The organism is Ruegeria conchae, assembly GCF_000192475.1.
GTDB classification, from domain to species: Bacteria; Pseudomonadota; Alphaproteobacteria; order Rhodobacterales; family Rhodobacteraceae; genus Ruegeria; species Ruegeria conchae.
In genome coordinates this window covers 17352-36128 of sequence record NZ_AEYW01000022.1, presented here as the reverse complement: position 1 = coordinate 36128, position 18777 = coordinate 17352, and the positions used below count along the sequence as shown (strand labels likewise).

The following is an 18777-nucleotide window of genomic DNA, read 5'->3' as shown; positions in this document are numbered from 1 at the left end:
TTCGATGACCTATTTCGATAAGCTTGAAACCCGATCAGCAGATGAACGCGCAGCGGATCATGCGCGCGCCTTGCCTGAACAGATCAACCGCGCGCAGGCAGCACCCGGATACAAGGATATCCTTTCTGATGTGCAGTCAGACGCAGTGACTGATATGCAGGCGCTGGCGCAATTGCCGGTGCTGCGGAAATCTGACCTGACCAAGGCACAGGCTGGGCGGCCACCATTTGGTGGGTTTACAGTGAAACCTGCGCGGAACTTCCAGCATGTGTTCCAGTCACCGGGCCCAATTTATGAACCGGGCAGCACCGATCACGACTGGTGGCGCATGGGCCGCTTTCTGAATGCCGCAGGCGTGGGCCCGGGCGATATCGTGCAGAATTGTTTCGGATACCACCTGACCCCTGCAGGTATGATTTTCGAAAGCGGTGCCCAGGCTGTGGGCGCGTCGGTTCTGCCAGCCGGTACTGGGCAGACTGAACTGCAGGTAACCGCTGCGCGCGATGTGGGTTGCACTGCCTATGCCGGAACCCCGGATTATCTCAAGATCATCCTCGAAAAGGCTGACGCGATGGGTGTTGCTCTGCAGTTTTCGAAGGCGGTCGTGGGCGGGGGTGCGTTATTTCCTTCCTTGCGTCAAGAGTACGCGGATCGGGGCATAGCTTGCCTGCAATGTTATGCTACAGCGGATCTGGGCAATATCGCCTATGAAAGCCCGGCCATGGAAGGGATGATTATCGACGAACACGTCATCGTCGAGATTGTCACGCCGGGCACTGGCACACCCGTTGCCCCCGGTGAGGTTGGTGAAGTTGTCGTAACCACTCTCAACCCCGACTATCCTCTGATCCGGTTCGCCACAGGCGATCTGTCGGCTATCATGCCCGGAGCCTCTCCGTGTGGGCGCACCAATATGCGCATCAAAGGCTGGATGGGGCGCGCTGATCAGACCACCAAAATCAAGGGTATGTTTGTGCGTCCCGAACAGGTGGCCGCACTGGTGGATAAGCATGACGAGATCGTCAAAGCCCGCGTTATCGCAGCCCGTCAGGGCGAGATGGACACAATGACCGTACAGATTGAAAGCCCATGCGAGAATGACGGTGCCTATGCCAAATCGGTTGCCGAGGTGCTGAAACTCAAAGGCGCGATTGAGGTCGTGGCCCCCGGTTCATTGCCCAAGGATGGGTTGGTGATCGAGGACCAGCGCGTCTACGAATAAGGGTCTGCGGCAGTATGTGCCGCAGATTTGTTTCCCGTCACACTGGTGTTTCTTAGCAATTTGGTCGATTAAAGACGGAACCTTCGGGATTCTCAGTCAGGCATCATGGCCGAAATCGAATATTCAGAATACGGAACACGCAATCGCGGCGCCTTGGGCACGCGTTTCGTGGGAGCTATCGCCTGTATTGTAGCAGCAGCTTGTCTGTTGCCGATGGTGGCCGTGGTTCTGGCAGCGGTGACCGGCGGAACGGACACCGTTTCCCACTTGTTAGAGACTGTACTACCCAGTTACGCTCTGACAACGATCATCCTTGTCGCGCTGGTTGCAGCGGGGACATTTTCAATCGGGGTCGGGGCGGCCTGGCTGGTGACCATGACCCGTTTCCCGGGGGTGAGATTTCTCGAAATTGCATTGGTGCTGCCGTTGGCCTTTCCGGCCTACGTTCTGGCCTATGCCTATACCTTTATCCTTGACCACCCCGGCATCGTGCAATCCACACTGCGCGATGTGACGGGCTGGGGGCCGCGCGACTATTGGTTCCCCGAAATTCGTTCGACCGAGGGCGCGGCGGTGATGTTGATCCTTGTGCTCTATCCTTATGTCTATCTGCTGGCACGGGCCGCGTTTTTGCAACAAAGTGCCACCGCCTTTTTGGCTGCCCGCGCCTTGGGGAACGGACCCTGGCCCGCTTTCTGGCGTGTTTCTCTACCTATGGCACGTCCCGCCATTGCGGGGGGAGTGCTGTTGGCTGTGATGGAGACCATCGCCGATTTTGGAACCGTCGCCTATTTCGGTGTCCAGACATTTGCCACCGGGATCTACACAAGCTGGTTTTCCATGGCCGACCGTGCCGCTGCAGCTCAGCTTGCCTTGTGCCTTCTGGGGTTTGCACTTGTGATGGCAATAGCCGAACGGACACAGCGTGGTAAGGCTAAATACTACCAAACCGGCAAACAGCATGCTGCCCAACCTGCTGCAGAGCTGAAGGGCGCAAAGGCGTTTGCCGCTTTTCTGCTTTGCGCAATTCCAGTTCTGTTCGGATTTCTTCTACCTGTTGTGATCCTCGTGCAGATGGGTCTTGAATCCGAACAAAACCTTCTATCACGCAGATATGTTGGGTTCATTCAAAATTCGCTAACGCTGGCCGGAACTGCAGCCGTAATCACTGTTTGCGCCGCCATCTCGGTCGGGTTCTATCAGCGCCTCAGACCCGGGCGTGGTTCTGCCACGGCGGCTTATCTGGCGCGGCTGGGTTATGCGGTGCCCGGTGGAGTGATCGCTGTCGGGCTGATCGTTCCCTTTGCCGGGCTAGACAATGCGCTGGATGCCTGGATGCGTAAAACCTTTGATGTTTCAACGGGACTGCTAGTTACAGGTTCGATCTGGTTGCTGGTCGCGGCCTATATGGTGCGCTTCCTCGCCGCTGCGCTCAGCGCATATGAAGGTGGCCAAAGTACCGTGCACTCGAATATGGACGCTGCCGCGCGATCGCTGGGGCAGACACCGCTGGGCACATTGCGCCGGGTGCATTTACCGATTCTGACCCCTTCGCTATTGACGGCGTTGCTGATCGTCTTTGTCGATGTCATGAAAGAATTACCCGCAACTCTTATCATGCGGCCCTTTAACTTCGACACATTGGCGGTACAGGCTTACCGGCTAGCTTCGGACGAGAGGTTGGAAGGTGCAGCGGTGCCGTCACTGGTTATCCTCGCAGTGGGGCTGTTGCCGGTGATCCTGATTTGCCGTCAGGTTGGACGCAGGTAGCACACGGTCGGTTCTAAAAATTCGTGTTGCGATTGCACTGGGCTTGATTCAATGACGATTTCCGGCAAGGCTTGTTTTATGAACATGCAGCCTCCCAGCCGGTTCGGGTCCGGTTCTGCCCAGATGCCGGTCGCGTTTGACCGGCGTGAGATGTCTCAAATCCTGTCTGTCTATGGCCGAATGGTCGCCGCCGGTGAATGGCGTGACTACGGAATTTCCAATTTACGCGAGACAGCCGTGTTTTCAATTTTCAGGCGGACTGCCGAACATCCGATTTACCGGGTGGAAAAGCACCCACGCCTGCGAATGCGGCAAGGTATGTATTCGGTGGTGGGTATGGATGGGCGCATTCTGAAACGTGGGCACGATCTGCGCTCTGTTCTGAGAGTTCTGGAACGCAAATTGATTCGGGCGGTTGACTCTGATTAGAGCCTTTTATGCGCCGTGACTGGCCCATCGCCTTGCGCTGCAATTCGGGCAATCGCCTGATCCATAGGCTCAAGCGCGACAGCCATGTGATAGGCATTGGCGTGGAGCAGCAAATTCCCGGCCGCCACCCAGGCCACATGGCCCTTCCAGAATAGCAGATCACCGCGTCGCGCAGATTCCCCTGCAGGCACAAGTTCTCCGACTTCACGTTCCTGATCGCCGCTGTCTCCGGGACAGGGGATGCCGCAGGCCAGCAGGGCAGCCTGTACCAAACCCGAGCAATCCAGTCCGAACCGGCTATTACCTCCCCATAGATATGGCGTGCCAAGAAACAGTTCGGCAGCGGCAACAGGATCGGCGAGCTGAGAGTAGGCAGGGACAGCGTGGACCGCTGGAATAAAGCCCAGTGCTGTCTCCATAAATCTGTCTTCCTCCGACAAAACGCGAATTCTGCTGCCGAAACTTAATGAGGTTAGGTCGCGGCTTTTTATGTCAGGCTTCTCGTATGCGTGGGTCGAGCCCGCAATGATCCAGTGAGTCTGGGGCTCAATCGGGCCCAACCGATCGGTGGGCAGCCATCCCTGATAACCATCCTTGCTGGCTTTGATCTTGCTCCAGCCATCAAGCTCTTCTTCGATGGTCACAGAGTCACCGAACAGCAATTGCCGGTCGCGCAAGCCATCGGGTTGACGTAGCAAATCGACGACGGGACGGATAATACGCGCTTGGGTCATAGGCCAAGAAGCTCCGGAAGGGCCGCCAGCAGGGCACGTGGTCCTTGACCCAACCCGCCCTTGCTGCGGCCGGGTTCCTTTCTACGTTGCCAGGAATAGATGTCAAAATGTACGTAGCGACTATCATCAGCAAACCGGCGCAGGAAAAGCGCTGCGGTGATCGAGCCCGCAAACCCACCGGACGGCGCGTTGTCGAGGTCGGCGATGCCAGGCTCAATCATCGCTTCGTAGGGCTCATGGAATGGCATGCGCCAGACCGGATCTGCGATAGTTTCTGCTGCCCGCGCTAGCGTTTCGGCTGCCTTATTGTCATCGGTATAATACGGTGCCAAATCGGGCCCCAACGCTACCCTTGCTGCACCGGTTAACGTGGCCATCGATATCAGCAGATTGGGCGCGTCCTCATGTGCCAGCGCCAGCGCATCGGCTAGAACCAACCGTCCTTCGGCATCGGTGTTGTTGATTTCTACGGTTATTCCACTTCGCGCGGTTAAAATATCACCGGGACGGAAAGCGTTGCCCGCAACTGAGTTCTCGACAGCTGGGATCAACACCCTCAGCTGTAATTCCAACCCGAGCGCCATGATCATACGGGCCAAACCCAGCACATTGGCTGCGCCACCCATATCTTTCTTCATCAACCCCATCGAGGCACCTGGTTTCAGGTTCAGCCCTCCGGTATCGAAACAAACCCCTTTGCCAACCAAGGTCAGTTTCGGGCCGCTGTCACCCCAATTCATCTCCAGTAGCCGAGGCGCCTGTTCCGCTGCGCGTCCGACCGCGTGGATCATTGGAAGGTTCTGGTCCAACAGCGCCTCGCCACTGATGACTGATACATCTGCACCGAACTCCTGCGCCAGGTCCTCAATGGCTTGTTGCAATTGCGTGGGGCCCATATCCGCAGCGGGAGTGTTGACCAAATTCCGTATTAAGGCCTCGGCATTTGCCATGATCTCGATCCGTTTGGCATCCACACCTTCGGGTGCAACCAACGCGGCATTCGCAGCGATTTGCGCGGCGTAGCGATCAAACGCGTACCCGGTCATCAGCCAGCCAAAGCATTCAGCTTCAAGCACGTTCGCCGGGATGCCCGAGGCTATGCGATAGGTTCCTTTTGGTAACGATTCCGCCGCTGCGGCCAAGGGAAACCGTTTGCGCGCTCGTTTTGCCGCGCTGCCATATCCTGCAAGGGCAAATTCAGGCTTACCATCTGGGCCGGGTACCAAAACTGTTTGACCAAGTGCGGCAGAAAAACCATCCGCCGAAACCCATGAGTGCACGTGATCCGGTTGATTTTCCAGCCAGCCCGCCAATTCGGATTGCTGCAGAACATATAGCGGCAAAGACGGGTCAGTAGCGGGGGCAAAGGACAGGGTCATACGGGCCTCGGCTGGTTGAAGTTTGGCACAGACTATCCGTCTGCGGCGTCCCCGCAACCCCTCTCAGACCGATAGATCCTGCTGATCCCAGATGGCGGTCAGCGAACGCTCGCCAACCCGGATCAGACGGCATAGCGTGGCGCCGGTAGCTACAGCATCGCCGGCATCAACCGAATGCACGACGTCACTCGCGACACGGGCCAATGCTATCATGCCGATCTGTTCGGATATGGCCACCAATGACTTGGCGCATTTGCGCAGCCCAGTCCAATCGCGTTTCCGCCAGAACCTTTCGCAATTCGACAGGCGCAGAGCGAGTTCTTCAACTGTTCTGCACAGCACATCCATCGCATTGTTGTCACCAAGTTGATGATACAGGCTGTTCAGGCGGTCCGGGTCCAGACGCACGGATTCTTTCTGTTCAAGCGTGATAATCTTGTCCACCACATTCACCCCAGTTGATATGCCCCCACGGCACGCTACGATTCTGCTTTGAAAAACCTTTGCAATTCCTTGCGGAGCAGCGGGATAATGTCTCGAATTTTGTGAGAATTCAGGGTACAGAGCGATCCAGTCAAAACAACAGGGGCATCAGAATGAAATTTGCCAAACCTTTGCCGACCTATCTGGTGAAACGGTATCACGGCTGGAAGGCGACCACCTATTCCGAGAATCAGGTCTGGTATCGGCGATTGGCGACGGAGGGACAACGCCCGCGCGCGATGGTCATTTCGTGCTGTGACAGCCGGGTGCATGTGACCTCGATCTTCGGTGCCGATCAGGGTGAGTTTTTCATTCACCGTAACATCGCCAACCTGGTGCCACCTTACGCACCGGACGGGGATCACCACGGCACCAGCGCGGCCATTGAATATGCGGTAACGGCGCTGAAGGTCGCGCATCTGATAGTTCTGGGTCATTCTCAATGTGGCGGCGTGCAGGGATGTATCGACATGTGCAAGGGGCAGGCTCCGCAACTTGAGGCGAAAGACAGCTTCGTCGGACGTTGGATGGATATCCTCAAGCCTAAATACGAGCTGGTTGCCGATGTCGAAGACAGCACCGAACAAGCCCGGCAATTCGAGCGTCAGGCCGTGGTCGCCTCGCTGGAAAACCTGATGACCTTCCCTTTTGTATCTTCCGCCGTCGAAGAAGGCTCACTCAGCCTGCATGGGCTCTGGACCGATATCGGAGAAGGCGGGTTGCAGAGTTATGATCCGCAGGAAAAGAAATTCGTCGTGGTATAAGCGCGTCATTCATTGCTTGACTCTAAACAGCGCAGATCAGTCCTCTGATTCCGCGCTGTTTTTTGATATAGTCCCTCCAGTTCAATTGGATTCGGACCTTTTCTATGAGATTGATTAAACGTATCCTCGTCGCCTTTCTTGTTATCATTCTGGCACTGGTTGGGGTGTCCTACCTGCTGCCAGGTAAAGCCGAGGTGTCGCGCAGCATCACGATTGACGCCCCGGCCGCCATAATATTCCCTTATGTTAATTCGATGCAGGAGACCGAGAAATGGTCGCCCTGGCTGTCGCGTGATCCCGAAACCAAGCTCAGCTACAGCGGCCCGGATGCTGGGGTTGGCAATACATTGAACTGGAGCTCAGACAATCCGCAGGTGGGCACTGGATCACAGGAAATTATTGAAAGCACCCCCGATCAGTCCGTCAAAACCGCCCTCGACTTTGGCCCGATGGGGACTGCGACGGCTACATTCGCATTGCAATCCGAAGGTGCAGGTACGCAGGTGACCTGGGGTTTCGTGTCTGAGTTGGGAATGAACCCTATGTCCCGCTGGATGGGCCTGATGATGGATAACTGGGTCGGTGGCGATTACGAGCGCGGGCTTGAGAACCTTAAGGCACTGGTTGAGGGATAGCGCCAAATCGAGACGTTGAATTGAGCGCGAGATTGATTCTCGTGAATTCAGCGGCATTGCGGCAAAAGAACCTTTCGGATTCATTGTGTTATCAGCAATCAGAATTTCGGCGATGACCAGGCAACTTTGAAAAGGTTGAGATAACAACCGGCTGCTCAACCGACTCGCTCACAATGCGGGTTCGTCTCAAAACAGGGAACGAGTATATTTACAGATGCCCGGAATTGACTTCAGTCGTGACTTTTATTCGGGAGAGCACCTGAATAATGATCAAAACCTCAATCAAATTGAGTTTTTGTGAACATCCATGTGGGAAAGATTTGGTGCCCAGGAGAGGACTCGAACCTCCACGTCCATACGGACACTAGCACCTGAAGCTAGCGCGTCTACCAATTCCGCCACCTGGGCAGGTGTCGTGGAGGGGCGTTTAAGCCGACTGGCGGTAGGCGTCAACCGGATTCGGGGCGTTTTTTGAAAGTTTTTTAGTGTCTCGCCCTGACGGGGATACACGCATTGGATTTTCGCGGATGCGCGGCGTTATTGCGCCTTGTCCGTCGGGCGGTTGGGCGGTAGATCAGATCAGAACCAGACAGCAGGAGCGCCATCATGTCCAAACTGGTCACGATTTTCGGTGGATCGGGCTTTGTCGGCCGATATATCGCTCGGCGCATGGCAGCCGAAGGCTGGCGTGTTCGTGTCGCTGTGCGGCGACCCAATGAGGCGATGTTTGTGCGGCCGTATGGCGCGGTCGGGCAGGTTGAGCCCATCCTGTGCAATATCCGCGACGATGCTTCGGTCGCTTCGGCGATGCATGGTGTCGATGCTGTAGTGAACTGCGTCGGTGTCCTGAATGAGCTGGGCAAAAATGCGTTTGACGCGGTGCAGGCCGACGGGGCCGAACGGATCGCCCGTCTGGCTGCGTCGAACGATGTCGATCGCATGGTTCATATCTCCGCCATTGGCGCCGATCTGGAATCTGATAGCGAATACGCACGCACCAAAGCCCAGGGCGAGGCGAATGTTCTGCAACACATGCAGGGGGCTGTTATTCTGCGCCCTTCGATAATCTTCGGGACCGAGGATCAGTTCTTTAACCGATTTGCAGGAATGACGCGCATGAGCCCATTCCTGCCTCTTGTCGGAGCCGACACCAAGTTTCAGCCGGTCTATGTGGATGATGTTGCACAGGCCGCAGTTCAGGGTGTTTTGGGCAAGGCCTCTGCGGGGGTTTATGAGCTTGGCGGTCCTGAGGTTAAGAGCTTTCGTGGCTTGATGCAGCAGATGCTCGAAGTGATCCATCGTCGTCGGATCATCATAGGCATGCCATTCCTCGCTGCCAAAATCATGGCGGGCGTACTGGATATCGTAAAGTTTGTTAGTTTTCAGTTGTTCCCAAACAATATCCTAACCCGCGATCAGGTCAGAAACCTGCGGCGCGATAACGTCGTGGCAGAAGATGCCAAGGGGTTTGTGGATCTTGGGATTGAGCCCGCAACACTGGATTCGATATTGCCGGAATATCTCTGGAAATTCCGCCCATCGGGTCAATATGACGATATTCAGAACTCAGCCAAGAATCTGCGTATCTGATCAGGAATAGGCGATAACTAACAGGATCGCCCCAAGGATCACGCGATAGATTACATAAGGTGTGAAACTGACGCTGCGCAACAGGCGCATCATCAGGCTCAACGCCAGCAGTGCGGCAACAAATGCAAACGCTGCCGCGATGACTCCGTCCTTCGCCAAATCCCAGTTAGCATCCTGGATGACGTCAACCGACAAAAGGGCTCCCGAGGCTAATATAGTTGGAATAGACATCAGCATGGCAATCCGGGCCCCATCTTCCCGTGTATACCCGAGTTGTCGCGCACCGGTGATGGTAATCCCCGACCGTGAGGTCCCCGGGACCAGCGCCAGCACCTGCCATAGCCCCATTATCACAGCATCTCTTATGCCCCAATCTGAGGCATGTTTGGTTTGCGCGCCTTTCTGATCCATCCAGTACAGCAGCAATCCGAATCCCAGCATCGTCCAGCCGATGACCGCGATTGAGCGCAGGGATTGCTGAAGCCCTGACAGGTACAGAATCGCGCCGACAATTACGGTTGGAATTGTGGCTACGACTAATCCGAAGGCCAGCTGTGCCTTGGGAGTATCAAGTCGCCCGGTCAAAACTTCTGGCAGACCGGCCAACGCCTGCTTCACATCTGACCAGAAATACAGAATCACGGCACCAAGCGTGCCCAGATGAACAGCGACATCGATCGCCAGGCCTTGGTCACTTGCGCCGGACAGACCCGGAAGCAGGATCAGATGGCCCGAGGATGAGACCGGCAAGAACTCGGTGACGCCTTGGATAATCGCCACAAGAATCAAGTGAAAAAGACTCATCTGCTCTGCCGGTGTTGTGGTCTGCTTGTTGTGATCAATGGGTATAAGCGTGTTGCGAGAAAGGAAAGCGCATAGATAGGTCCGAATCGGGACTATTTTCCGGACAAAATTTCGCCCCAACACGCCAAATCGCCAAAATTTTCTAATAATAGGTCAGTACATTTGACTTTTCATCCCCAATGACTTCCCTTAAAGAGACCCAAGCAAGCCAATTCATGGAGTCTGACCCGTGGCCAAGCAACCGATGCTGAAATTTGTGCAGATCGATCGCGTCATGCCTGAAAAGCGTGCCGCTGGTGACCGCAAAGAGGACTTTGATGAAATCTATGCGGAGTTTGCCGCCGAAAAAGCGGCCGAGCAAGCGAGTCGTTGCAGCCAGTGTGGTGTGCCTTATTGCCAATCGCATTGCCCACTACACAACAACATTCCGGACTGGCTGCGCCTGACCGCTACAGGACGGCTGGAAGAGGCCTATGTGACCAGCCAGGCGACCAACACGTTCCCCGAGATCTGTGGTCGTATTTGTCCGCAGGACCGACTTTGTGAAGGTAACTGCGTAATCGAACAATCGGGTCACGGGACGGTCACCATTGGAACGATCGAGAAATACATAACCGATACCGCCTGGGACAAAGGTTGGGTGAAGCCCGTCGCACCAGCGGCGGAGCGTGGCGAAAGCGTTGGCATCATTGGTGGCGGCCCCGGCGGACTGGCCGCGGCCGATATGCTGCGTCAGGCGGGCATCCAGGTCACGGTCTATGATCGCTATGACCGCGCAGGGGGTCTGCTGATGTATGGTATTCCGGGCTTCAAACTGGAAAAAGACATTGTCCAGCGTCGCAATGACTTGCTGGCCGAAGGCGGCGTAGAATTTGTTCTGAATTGCAATGTGGATGCTGCCAAGTTCGAAGAAATCCGAGCAAAACATGATGCAGTAATTATTGCGACCGGTGTCTACAAATCCCGCGATCTGTCCATGCCGGGCAGCGGTCTGACCGGGATCGAAAAGGCAATCGATTTCCTGACCGCCTCGAACCGTAAGAGTTTTGGAGATGCCGTTGAAGATTTTGATAGTGGCCGCCTGAACGCTGAAGGTAAGAAAGTTGTCGTCATTGGCGGCGGTGACACCGCGATGGACTGTGTACGGACGTCAATCCGGCAGGGGGCAACTTCGGTCAAATGTCTCTATCGCCGTGACCGGGCGAATATGCCGGGGTCAAAGCGTGAAACCCAAAATGCCGAGGAAGAAGGTGTCATCTTTGAATGGCTCAGTGCGCCCAAAGGCTTTACCGGCGACGACAAGGTTTCAGGTGTCATGGTGCAGAAGATGCGCCTGGGTCAGCCCGACGCATCAGGCCGCCAATCGCCAGAAGTGATCGAAGGCGCAGATTATGTCGAAGACGCCGATCTTGTCATCAAGGCGCTGGGTTTTGAACCCGAAGACCTACCCACCCTGTTTGGTCAGCCCGACCTGCCGGTGACTCGGTGGGGCACTATCAAGGCCGCATTCGAGACTGGTGAGACCGAAATGGAAGGCGTTTACGCGATCGGAGACATCGTGCGCGGGGCGTCTCTTGTGGTTTGGGCAATCCGCGATGGGCGCGATTGTGCTGACGCGATTATCGGCAGGTTAAACGCCAAAGCCGCAGTCGCAGCCGAATGATACAAAAAGCGGCGGATCACCTGCTGCAATCATAATATCAACTACCCGAAGGACAGGCGTTACTAAATGAACGCCCGCAAAGGTTCAGAAACCTTGGAGTGCCGACGGAAGAAGGAGACAGCCAATGACCAAGTTTGACGCAGATTGGGTGCAGGCCGAAGAAACCAAACGTCAGTGGATGGCTGAGAATGGTCTTTATTCCGAAGAAGATGAACATTCATCCTGCGGCGTGGGTCTGGTTGTTTCTGTTGACGGCAAGAAAAGCCGCAAAGTTGTTGACGCCGGGATCGATGCGCTCAAGGCGATCTGGCACCGGGGGGCTGTGGATGCTGACGGCAAAACCGGTGATGGAGCTGGTATCCATGTGCAAATCCCCGTTCCGTTTTTCTATGACCAGATCCGTCGCACCGGGCATGAGCCCAATATGGACGAACTCATCGCAGTTGGTCAGGTGTTCTTGCCCCGGACTGATTTTGGTGCGCAGGAAAGCTGCCGGACCATCGTAGAGACCGAAGTTCTGCGCATGGGGTATTATATCTACGGCTGGCGGCATGTGCCGGTCGATGTGACCTGTCTGGGTGAAAAGGCCAACGCAACCCGGCCAGAGATTGAACAAATCCTGATCTCGAACTCCAAAGGCGTGGATGAAGAGACCTTCGAGCGTGAGCTTTACGTCATCCGCCGCCGCATCGAAAAGGCCGCCGCCGCCGCGGGGATCTCAGGGTTGTATCTGGCCTCGCTGTCCTGCCGGTCGATCATTTACAAGGGTATGATGCTGGCCGAACAAGTGGCGGTGTTCTATCCCGACCTGATGGACGAACGCTTTGAATCCGCGTTCGCGATCTACCATCAGCGCTATTCGACCAACACATTCCCGCAATGGTGGCTGGCCCAGCCGTTCCGTATGCTGGCCCATAACGGTGAAATCAACACACTCAAGGGCAACGTCAATTGGATGAAAAGCCATGAGATTCGCATGGCCAGCGCGACCTTTGGTGACCATGCCGAGGACATCAAGCCGATCATCGCAGGTGGATCCTCGGATTCGGCCGCATTAGACTCGGTTTTTGAGGTTTTGGTGCGCGCCGGACGTTCAGCCCCAATGGCAAAAACCATGCTGGTGCCGGAAAGCTGGTCCAAGCAGGCAGTCGAACTGCCTCAGGCTTGGCGCGACATGTATTCTTATTGCAACTCAGTCATGGAGCCGTGGGACGGACCCGCCGCGTTGGCGATGACCGATGGACGTTGGGTATGTGCCGGACTGGACCGAAACGGCCTGCGCCCCATGCGATATGTTGTAACGGGTGACGGTCTGGTCATCGCGGGTTCCGAGGCCGGGATGGTCCCAATTGACGAGGCGTCGGTGAAGGAAAAAGGCGCGCTTGGACCGGGGCAGTTGCTGGCCGTGGATATGAAAAAGGGCAAGCTGTACCGTGACACTCAGATCAAGGACAAGCTATCGCGCGCCTTGCCGTTTGGCGATTGGGTTAGCAAGATCAACGATCTGGATACAACGCTTGCAGGTGTAACCGAAGCGCCCATGTTCTCGGGCGAAGAGCTGCGTAAGCGTCAGATTGCGGCGGGATACTCGGTTGAAGACCTCGAGCAGATCCTGGCCCCTATGGCAGAAGATGGCAAAGAAGCGCTTGCTTCGATGGGGGATGACACGCCATCGGCTGTTCTGTCGAAACAGTATCGCCCGCTCAGCCATTTCTTCCGCCAGAACTTTAGCCAGGTTACAAACCCGCCAATCGACAGTTTGCGCGAGTATCGCGTCATGTCGCTGAAAACTAGATTTGGTAACCTGAAGAACGTTCTGGACGAAGATAGCAGCCAGACCGAGATCGTGGTTCTGGAAAGCCCCTTTGTCGGCAATGCGCAATGGGAGTTGCTGGTCGGGCAGTTCAACTCTCCTTTGGCCGAGATCGATTGCAGTTTTGCCCCAGGTGAGGGTCAGTTGGACCTGGCTCTGGCCCGCATCCGCGCCGAGGCGGAAGAAGCGGTGCGTTCGGGTGCAGGACATCTGGTGCTGACCGATCAGCATTCCGGGCCAGACAAGGTGGCAATGCCGATGATTCTGGCCACAAGCGCCGTACACAGTCATCTGACACGGCAAGGGCTACGGACCTTCTGCTCGCTCAACGTGCGGTCGGCAGAATGCGTCGATCCGCACTATTTCGCGGTGCTGATCGGGTGCGGTGCAACCGTTGTGAACGCGTATCTGGCCGAGGATTCTCTGGCAGACCGGATCGAACGGGGCCTGTTGGACGGCACCTTGACCGAGAATGTGGCGCGATATCGCGAAGCCATCGATCAGGGCCTGCTCAAGATCATGGCAAAGATGGGTATTTCTGTCGTGTCTTCTTATCGCGGCGGCCTGAATTTCGAGGCCGTCGGCCTGAGCCGCGCCATGGTGGCCGAGTACTTCCCCGGCATGACGAGCCGGATTTCCGGCATTGGTATCCACGGCATTCGAGTCAAGGTCGAAGAGATTCACGCCAAGGGCTGGGCAAGCGGCCTGGACGTGCTGCCCATCGGTGGTTTCTACAAGGCGCGTAAATCGGGTGAGACCCATGCGTGGGAAGCGACCTCGATGCACATGATGCAAATGGCCTGTAATAGAGCCTCATATGAGCTGTGGAAGCAGTACTCGGCCAAGATGCAGTCGAACCCGCCGATCCATTTGCGCGACCTGATGGACTTCAAACCGCTGGGCAAGCCGGTGCCAATTGAAGAGGTTGAATCGATCACTTCGATCCGCAAGCGTTTTGTCACTCCCGGTATGTCGCTGGGCGCGCTGTCACCAGAGGCGCATAAGACGCTGAATGTGGCGATGAACCGGATCGGTGCGAAATCCGACTCGGGTGAGGGTGGTGAAGACCCTGCACACTTCGTGCCGGAGCCCAATGGCGATAACCCTTCGGCCAAGATCAAACAGGTGGCCTCGGGCCGGTTCGGTGTGACCGCCGAGTATCTGAACCAATGTGAAGAGCTGGAAATCAAGGTCGCTCAGGGTGCGAAACCGGGTGAGGGTGGTCAGCTGCCAGGCATGAAGGTCACCGACCTGATCGCGCGTCTGCGGCACTCGACTAAGGGTGTGACACTGATCTCACCGCCGCCGCATCACGACATCTACTCGATCGAGGATCTGGCGCAGCTGATCTATGACCTCAAGCAGATCAACCCGCGTTGTAAGGTGACGGTGAAGCTTGTTGCGTCGTCGGGCGTTGGCACAATTGCTGCCGGTGTGGCCAAGGCGAAAGCGGATATAATCCTTATTTCGGGTCACAATGGCGGTACAGGTGCCTCGCCCGCGACATCGATCAAATATGCTGGTCTGCCATGGGAAATGGGCCTGACCGAGGCGCATCAGGTTTTGGCCATGAACAACCTGCGCGACCGCGTCACTCTGCGCACCGATGGCGGCCTGCGCACCGGGCGTGACATCGTCATGGCCGCGATGATGGGGGCCGAGGAATATGGCATCGGCACCGCTGCATTGATCGCGATGGGCTGTATCATGGTACGTCAGTGCCAGTCGAACACCTGCCCTGTGGGTGTCTGTACGCAAGACGAATCCCTGCGTGCAAAGTTCACCGGCAACGCGGACAAAGTCGTAAACCTGATCACCTTCTACGCGCAGGAAGTGCGCGAACTTCTGGCCAGCCTAGGGGCGCGTTCGGTTGATGAGATTATCGGTCGCGCAGACCTGCTGGCTCAGGTAAGCCGGGGCTCTGCGCATCTGGACGATCTGGACCTCAATCCGCTGCTGATCACCGTCGATGGAGCGCATAACATCGTGTACAACCGCGATAAGGATCGAAATGCGGTGCCTGATACGCTGGACGCTGAGATCGTGCGCGATGCCGCCCGGTTCTTGAAAGACGGTGAAAAGATGCAGCTGTCATATGCCGTCCAGAACACGCATCGGACCGTGGGAACCCGTGTCTCCAGCCATATCGTCCAGAACTTTGGGATGCGGAACACGTTCCAGGACGACCACTTGCATGTCAAACTGCAAGGTTCGGCCGGTCAATCGCTTGGGGCCTTTGCTGCTCCGGGATTGAAGCTGGAAGTCTCAGGTGATGCCAATGATTATGTAGGCAAAGGCCTTTCGGGTGGCACAATCGTCGTGCGTCCACCGCAGGTCAGCCCGTTGAAGGCGGATGACAACACCATCGTTGGCAATACCGTCCTGTATGGTGCGACCGACGGACATCTGTTCGCGGCAGGTCGCGCGGGTGAGCGGTTCGCGGTTCGGAACTCGGGCGCAACTGTTGTGGTCGAAGGCTGTGGCTCGAACGGGTGTGAATACATGACCGGCGGTGTTGCGGTAATCCTGGGTGACATTGGAGCGAACTTTGGCGCGGGTATGACAGGCGGCATGGCCTATCTGTACAATCCCGAGGGCAAGGCCGAAGCGCTGTTGAACAACGAGACCCTGGTCACCTGTCCAGTCACGGTAGAGCATTGGTTGGATCAACTGAAAACGCTGATCCAACGCCATGTCGACGAAACCAATAGCCGCAAGGCTGCAGATATTTTGCAGCACTGGGAAGTCGAAAAGACGCATTTCCTGCAGGTCTGCCCCAAGGAGATGCTGAACAAGCTAAGCCACCCCCTGACCACCGAAGTCGCAGCGGTTCCTGCAGAATAGGATCTGCGATATCAAAAACGGTTTACCCGGCGTGTCGAATCCAACACGCCGGGTTCTCTTTTGCATATGCGCAGGGCTTCTAATCCTTGTGCAATTCGGTCCGGAACGCCTAGCTTTGGTCATTGTTTGTTCGGGAAATGCGGGCATGATCCTAAATCAATGATGTGAGAGAGGCGGAGTTTTGGTGTGCCGATAACCTATACAGACCAGTTTTATTCCTTCGATCCGGCAAACCCACCCCCCGTCGGATCCGCGATCACGGTCGATACATTTGATCTGGTTGATCAGGACGAAAATGGCGAGATTGAGGACTTTGGCGGTGACACTGTCGCCGGGCAAACGGTATCAGATTCCTGGCCCGGAGACACCGTGACGATAAATGTTCCCGGTGTCGGAGACGTCACCTATGTGGGTATTACATTCTATCTTTCGGACGGCGTCACGCGTGTTTTTACACCTACTGACGGTCAGGTTCTTCAGGCAGGCACGCTGGTATCGACGACATTTGTGAATGTTGAAGGCCCACTGATTGTCCCGGGCGAACTTGGCCCACCCTGTTTCACGCCCGGAACACTGATCGATACGCCAGATGGGCCGCGTCTGGCTGAAGACCTGAAGCCCGGAGATCTTGTTACAACAGCAGATAGCGGTGCAGAACCGGTGCTTTGGGTTGGTCGGACGACGGTTGCGGCAGAGGGTAATCTTGCACCGGTTCGGTTTGAGGCCGGCATGTTTGGCCTTGTCGAGCCGCTGGTTGTTTCTCCTCAACACCGAATGCTTATTGACGATTGGCGTGCGCAATACCTTTTTGGACATGATGAAGTTCTGATCGCAGCGCATTGTCTTGTGAACGGTGATACTGTGACACGGGTGGAAGGGGGCGAGGTCGACTATATCCATCTCTTGTTCCGCCGGCATGAGATCGTGTTCGCCAACGGGGCCAAAAGCGAAAGTTACTATCCGGGACATGCGCTGACCCAGGCCGAGCAACGAACACAAGGTGAAGTTCTGGCGCTGTTCCCTGAGTTGAGTGTGCGCGGTGCTGCATCAGTCAATACGGCGCGCCCGGTTGTTCGTCCGCGGGACGGGCAGATGTTGTCGAATTAATCCGTTTTAAATGCGCCCTCTGCGGCGTATAGCAAAGCATGGCAAAGAAAGCAGCGCGCAAGTCACGCGGTAAGAATAAAAAGGCATCAGGCTCAAAGAAATCGCAAGGCCTCATCGCGCGGATGCGGCGGTGGGGGCTGCGAATCGGCTTAGGTATTGCTGTCGCGTTTTTTGCGTTGATCCTGATTTATTCGGTCGTGAACCCTCCGATCACACATACGATCTGGTCGGAATGGCGCCGGTTGGGTAAGGTTGACCGTGACTGGGTCGCCATCGAAGAAATTTCACCCGTCATGGCCCGATCTGCTGTTGCAGCCGAAGACGCAAACTTTTGCTTGCATTGGGGTTTTGATGTTGAGGCCATTCGGGACGCATTGGAAGATGGGGGCAATCGAGGCGCATCGACCATAACGCAGCAAGTGGTGAAGAATGTCTTCCTTTGGCAAGGGCGCAGTTGGGTGCGCAAGGCCCTTGAGACCTCGATAACCCCGGTTGTCGAAATGGTCTGGAGCAAGCAGCGCATCCTTGAGGTCTATCTGAACGTCGCCGAAACCGGGACCGGTGTGTTTGGTGTCGAAGCGGCGGCACAGAAATACTATGGGGTAAGTGCGGCAAAGATGTCGCCGGTCCAAGCAGCGCGTATTGCTGCAATTCTGCCCTCGCCGCGAAACAGATCAGTTACCGATCCTTCGGTTCGAACCCGCAGGCGTGCAGCATCGATCCTGGATGGAGCGGCCACCATCCGCGCAGATGGACGCGCCAAGTGTTTCGAGGATTGAATCTCAAGCCGGTCAGAGGCTAAAGCTGAGGTGTATTCTCTGGTTCGATTGGAAGCTCATGGCGCGTCTGTTTCACGTTCCCCTCTCTCCCTACTGCCGCAAAGTCCGCTTGTCCTTGGCTGAAAAGAAGATCGAGGTTGAGCTGGTCGAAGAACGATATTGGGAACAAGACCCGGACTTTTTGCGCCGCAATCCGGCGGGCAAGGTCCCCGTGTTGCGATTGGATGGTCAGATCATGGCCGAGAGTGCCGCGATTTGTGAATATATCGAAGAGACTCGTCCCGAGCCGCCCCTAATGCCTAAAAAGCCCGAGGCGCGTTACGAAGTCAGGCGTCTTGTTGGCTGGTTCGATGACAAATTTCATCACGAGGTCACCTCAAAACTGCTTTATGAACGAGTGAACAAGAAGGTCACTGGGCAGGGTTATCCGGATAGCAAGAACGTCAAGGAAGGTGCAAAGGCGATCAAGTATCATTTGGATTACATGGCCTGGCTGCTCGACCATCGCCGCTGGTTGGCCGGGGATCAGATGACACTGGCCGATTTTGCCGCAGCAGCGCATCTGTCGGCGCTGGACTATATCTCGGACGTGGATTGGAGCCGCAGCGCTGCGGTGAAGGACTGGTATGCGAAGATCAAGTCTCGCCCAGCATTCCGCTCGATTCTGGCGGATCAGGTGCCTGGATTCCGGCCACCGCCTCATTACGCTGATCTGGATTTCTGATAAGTTGGGGAAGGGGGCTGTCTGCCCCCTCTTGGCC

Annotated in this window: 15 protein-coding genes and 1 tRNA gene; 11 read left to right on the top strand and 5 right to left on the bottom strand. The window is 56.1% G+C overall.

Annotated elements, in window-relative coordinates; translation table 11 throughout:
* The first annotated feature begins 4 nt into the window (after positions 1-4).
* From G7G_RS0118380 to G7G_RS0118370, 3 genes are all read left to right on the top strand, one after another.
* Entirely contained in the window at positions 5-1222 is a 1218-nt protein-coding gene (locus tag G7G_RS0118380; RefSeq protein ID WP_010442921.1) for a phenylacetate--CoA ligase family protein, read from the top strand.
* A 105-nt stretch (positions 1223-1327) separates the two neighbouring features.
* A complete protein-coding gene (locus G7G_RS0118375; protein ID WP_010442920.1) occupies positions 1328-2992 on the top strand; it encodes an ABC transporter permease in 1665 nt (554 codons plus the stop codon).
* A gap of 78 nt (positions 2993-3070) precedes the next feature.
* Positions 3071-3421, top strand: a complete 351-nt coding sequence (locus tag G7G_RS0118370) for a DUF2794 domain-containing protein (protein WP_010442919.1) — start codon at positions 3071-3073, stop codon at positions 3419-3421.
* Here G7G_RS0118370 and G7G_RS0118365 read toward each other — a convergent pair.
* The 3 genes from G7G_RS0118365 to G7G_RS0118355 all read right to left on the bottom strand — a co-directional run bounded on the left by G7G_RS0118365 (position 3418) and on the right by G7G_RS0118355 (position 5987).
* A complete protein-coding gene (locus G7G_RS0118365; protein WP_010442918.1) occupies positions 3418-4155 on the bottom strand; it encodes a C40 family peptidase in 738 nt (245 codons plus the stop codon). The two genes, G7G_RS0118370 and G7G_RS0118365, sit on opposite strands and share 4 nt — an antisense overlap.
* Positions 4152-5534, bottom strand: a complete 1383-nt coding sequence (locus G7G_RS0118360) for a leucyl aminopeptidase family protein (protein WP_010442917.1) — start codon at positions 5532-5534, stop codon at positions 4152-4154. Before G7G_RS0118360 ends, G7G_RS0118365 begins: the two co-directional genes overlap by 4 nt.
* Before the next feature lie 63 nt (positions 5535-5597).
* Positions 5598-5987, bottom strand: coding sequence for a hypothetical protein (locus tag G7G_RS0118355; RefSeq protein ID WP_010442916.1), 390 nt, complete (start codon positions 5985-5987; stop codon positions 5598-5600).
* A gap of 143 nt (positions 5988-6130) precedes the next feature.
* Between G7G_RS0118355 and G7G_RS0118350 the strand changes: the two genes are divergently transcribed.
* Together G7G_RS0118350 and G7G_RS0118345 are read left to right on the top strand one after the other, a co-directional pair.
* Positions 6131-6781 carry a carbonic anhydrase gene (locus tag G7G_RS0118350; protein WP_010442915.1) on the top strand — a complete coding sequence of 217 codons (651 nt, stop codon included), beginning with the start codon at positions 6131-6133 and terminating at the stop codon, positions 6779-6781.
* A gap of 104 nt (positions 6782-6885) precedes the next feature.
* Entirely contained in the window at positions 6886-7416 is a 531-nt protein-coding gene (locus G7G_RS0118345; protein WP_010442914.1) for an SRPBCC family protein, read from the top strand.
* Between the two features lie 321 nt (positions 7417-7737).
* Here G7G_RS0118345 and G7G_RS0118340 read toward each other — a convergent pair.
* Positions 7738-7824: transfer RNA gene (locus G7G_RS0118340), tRNA-Leu, on the bottom strand.
* A 198-nt stretch (positions 7825-8022) separates the two neighbouring features.
* Between G7G_RS0118340 and G7G_RS0118335 the strand changes: the two genes are divergently transcribed.
* On the top strand, positions 8023-9006 hold the full coding sequence (locus G7G_RS0118335; protein ID WP_010442913.1) for a complex I NDUFA9 subunit family protein: 984 nt from the start codon (positions 8023-8025) through the stop codon (positions 9004-9006).
* Here the strand turns inward: G7G_RS0118335 and G7G_RS0118330 are convergent, their stop codons facing one another.
* A complete protein-coding gene (locus G7G_RS0118330; protein WP_010442912.1) occupies positions 9007-9810 on the bottom strand; it encodes an undecaprenyl-diphosphate phosphatase in 804 nt (267 codons plus the stop codon).
* A gap of 229 nt (positions 9811-10039) precedes the next feature.
* Here G7G_RS0118330 and G7G_RS0118325 point away from each other — a divergent pair, with 229 nt between their 5' ends.
* The 5 genes from G7G_RS0118325 (at position 10040) to fzlA (ending at position 18740) form a co-directional block, all read left to right on the top strand.
* A complete protein-coding gene (locus G7G_RS0118325; protein WP_010442911.1) occupies positions 10040-11473 on the top strand; it encodes an NAD(P)-dependent oxidoreductase in 1434 nt (477 codons plus the stop codon).
* 124 nt (positions 11474-11597) lie between these two features.
* Positions 11598-16130 carry a glutamate synthase large subunit gene (gene gltB, locus G7G_RS0118320; RefSeq protein WP_010442910.1) on the top strand — a complete coding sequence of 1511 codons (4533 nt, stop codon included), beginning with the start codon at positions 11598-11600 and terminating at the stop codon, positions 16128-16130.
* A 186-nt stretch (positions 16131-16316) separates the two neighbouring features.
* Positions 16317-17237: a Hint domain-containing protein gene (locus G7G_RS0118315; RefSeq protein ID WP_010442909.1), complete on the top strand. Its 921-nt coding sequence runs from the start codon at positions 16317-16319 to the stop codon at positions 17235-17237.
* A gap of 38 nt (positions 17238-17275) precedes the next feature.
* Positions 17276-18016 (top strand): monofunctional biosynthetic peptidoglycan transglycosylase, encoded by a 741-nt coding sequence (mtgA, locus tag G7G_RS0118310; RefSeq protein WP_010442908.1) that lies wholly within the window; start codon positions 17276-17278, stop codon positions 18014-18016.
* Between the two features lie 58 nt (positions 18017-18074).
* Positions 18075-18740 carry an FtsZ-binding protein FzlA gene (fzlA, locus tag G7G_RS0118305; protein WP_010442907.1) on the top strand — a complete coding sequence of 222 codons (666 nt, stop codon included), beginning with the start codon at positions 18075-18077 and terminating at the stop codon, positions 18738-18740.
* The last annotated feature ends 37 nt before the right edge of the window (positions 18741-18777 follow it).

Bases quoted from the DNA above. Each gene is read 5' to 3' on its own strand.
- gltB (WP_010442910.1), top strand. From the start codon at position 11,598: ATGACCAAGTTTGACGCAGATTGGGTGCAGGCCGAAGAAACCAAACGT.
- G7G_RS0118335 (WP_010442913.1), top strand. From the start codon at position 8,023: ATGTCCAAACTGGTCACGATTTTCGGTGGATCGGGCTTTGTCGGCCGA.
- fzlA (WP_010442907.1), top strand. From the start codon at position 18,075: ATGGCGCGTCTGTTTCACGTTCCCCTCTCTCCCTACTGCCGCAAAGTC.
- G7G_RS0118345 (WP_010442914.1), top strand. From the start codon at position 6,886: ATGAGATTGATTAAACGTATCCTCGTCGCCTTTCTTGTTATCATTCTG.
- G7G_RS0118375 (WP_010442920.1), top strand. From the start codon at position 1,328: ATGGCCGAAATCGAATATTCAGAATACGGAACACGCAATCGCGGCGCC.
- G7G_RS0118360 (WP_010442917.1), bottom strand. From the start codon at position 5,534: ATGACCCTGTCCTTTGCCCCCGCTACTGACCCGTCTTTGCCGCTATAT.
- G7G_RS0118380 (WP_010442921.1), top strand. From the start codon at position 5: ATGACCTATTTCGATAAGCTTGAAACCCGATCAGCAGATGAACGCGCA.
- G7G_RS0118365 (WP_010442918.1), bottom strand. From the start codon at position 4,155: ATGACCCAAGCGCGTATTATCCGTCCCGTCGTCGATTTGCTACGTCAA.
- mtgA (WP_010442908.1), top strand. From the start codon at position 17,276: ATGGCAAAGAAAGCAGCGCGCAAGTCACGCGGTAAGAATAAAAAGGCA.
- G7G_RS0118350 (WP_010442915.1), top strand. From the start codon at position 6,131: ATGAAATTTGCCAAACCTTTGCCGACCTATCTGGTGAAACGGTATCAC.
- G7G_RS0118330 (WP_010442912.1), bottom strand. From the start codon at position 9,810: ATGAGTCTTTTTCACTTGATTCTTGTGGCGATTATCCAAGGCGTCACC.
- G7G_RS0118370 (WP_010442919.1), top strand. From the start codon at position 3,071: ATGAACATGCAGCCTCCCAGCCGGTTCGGGTCCGGTTCTGCCCAGATG.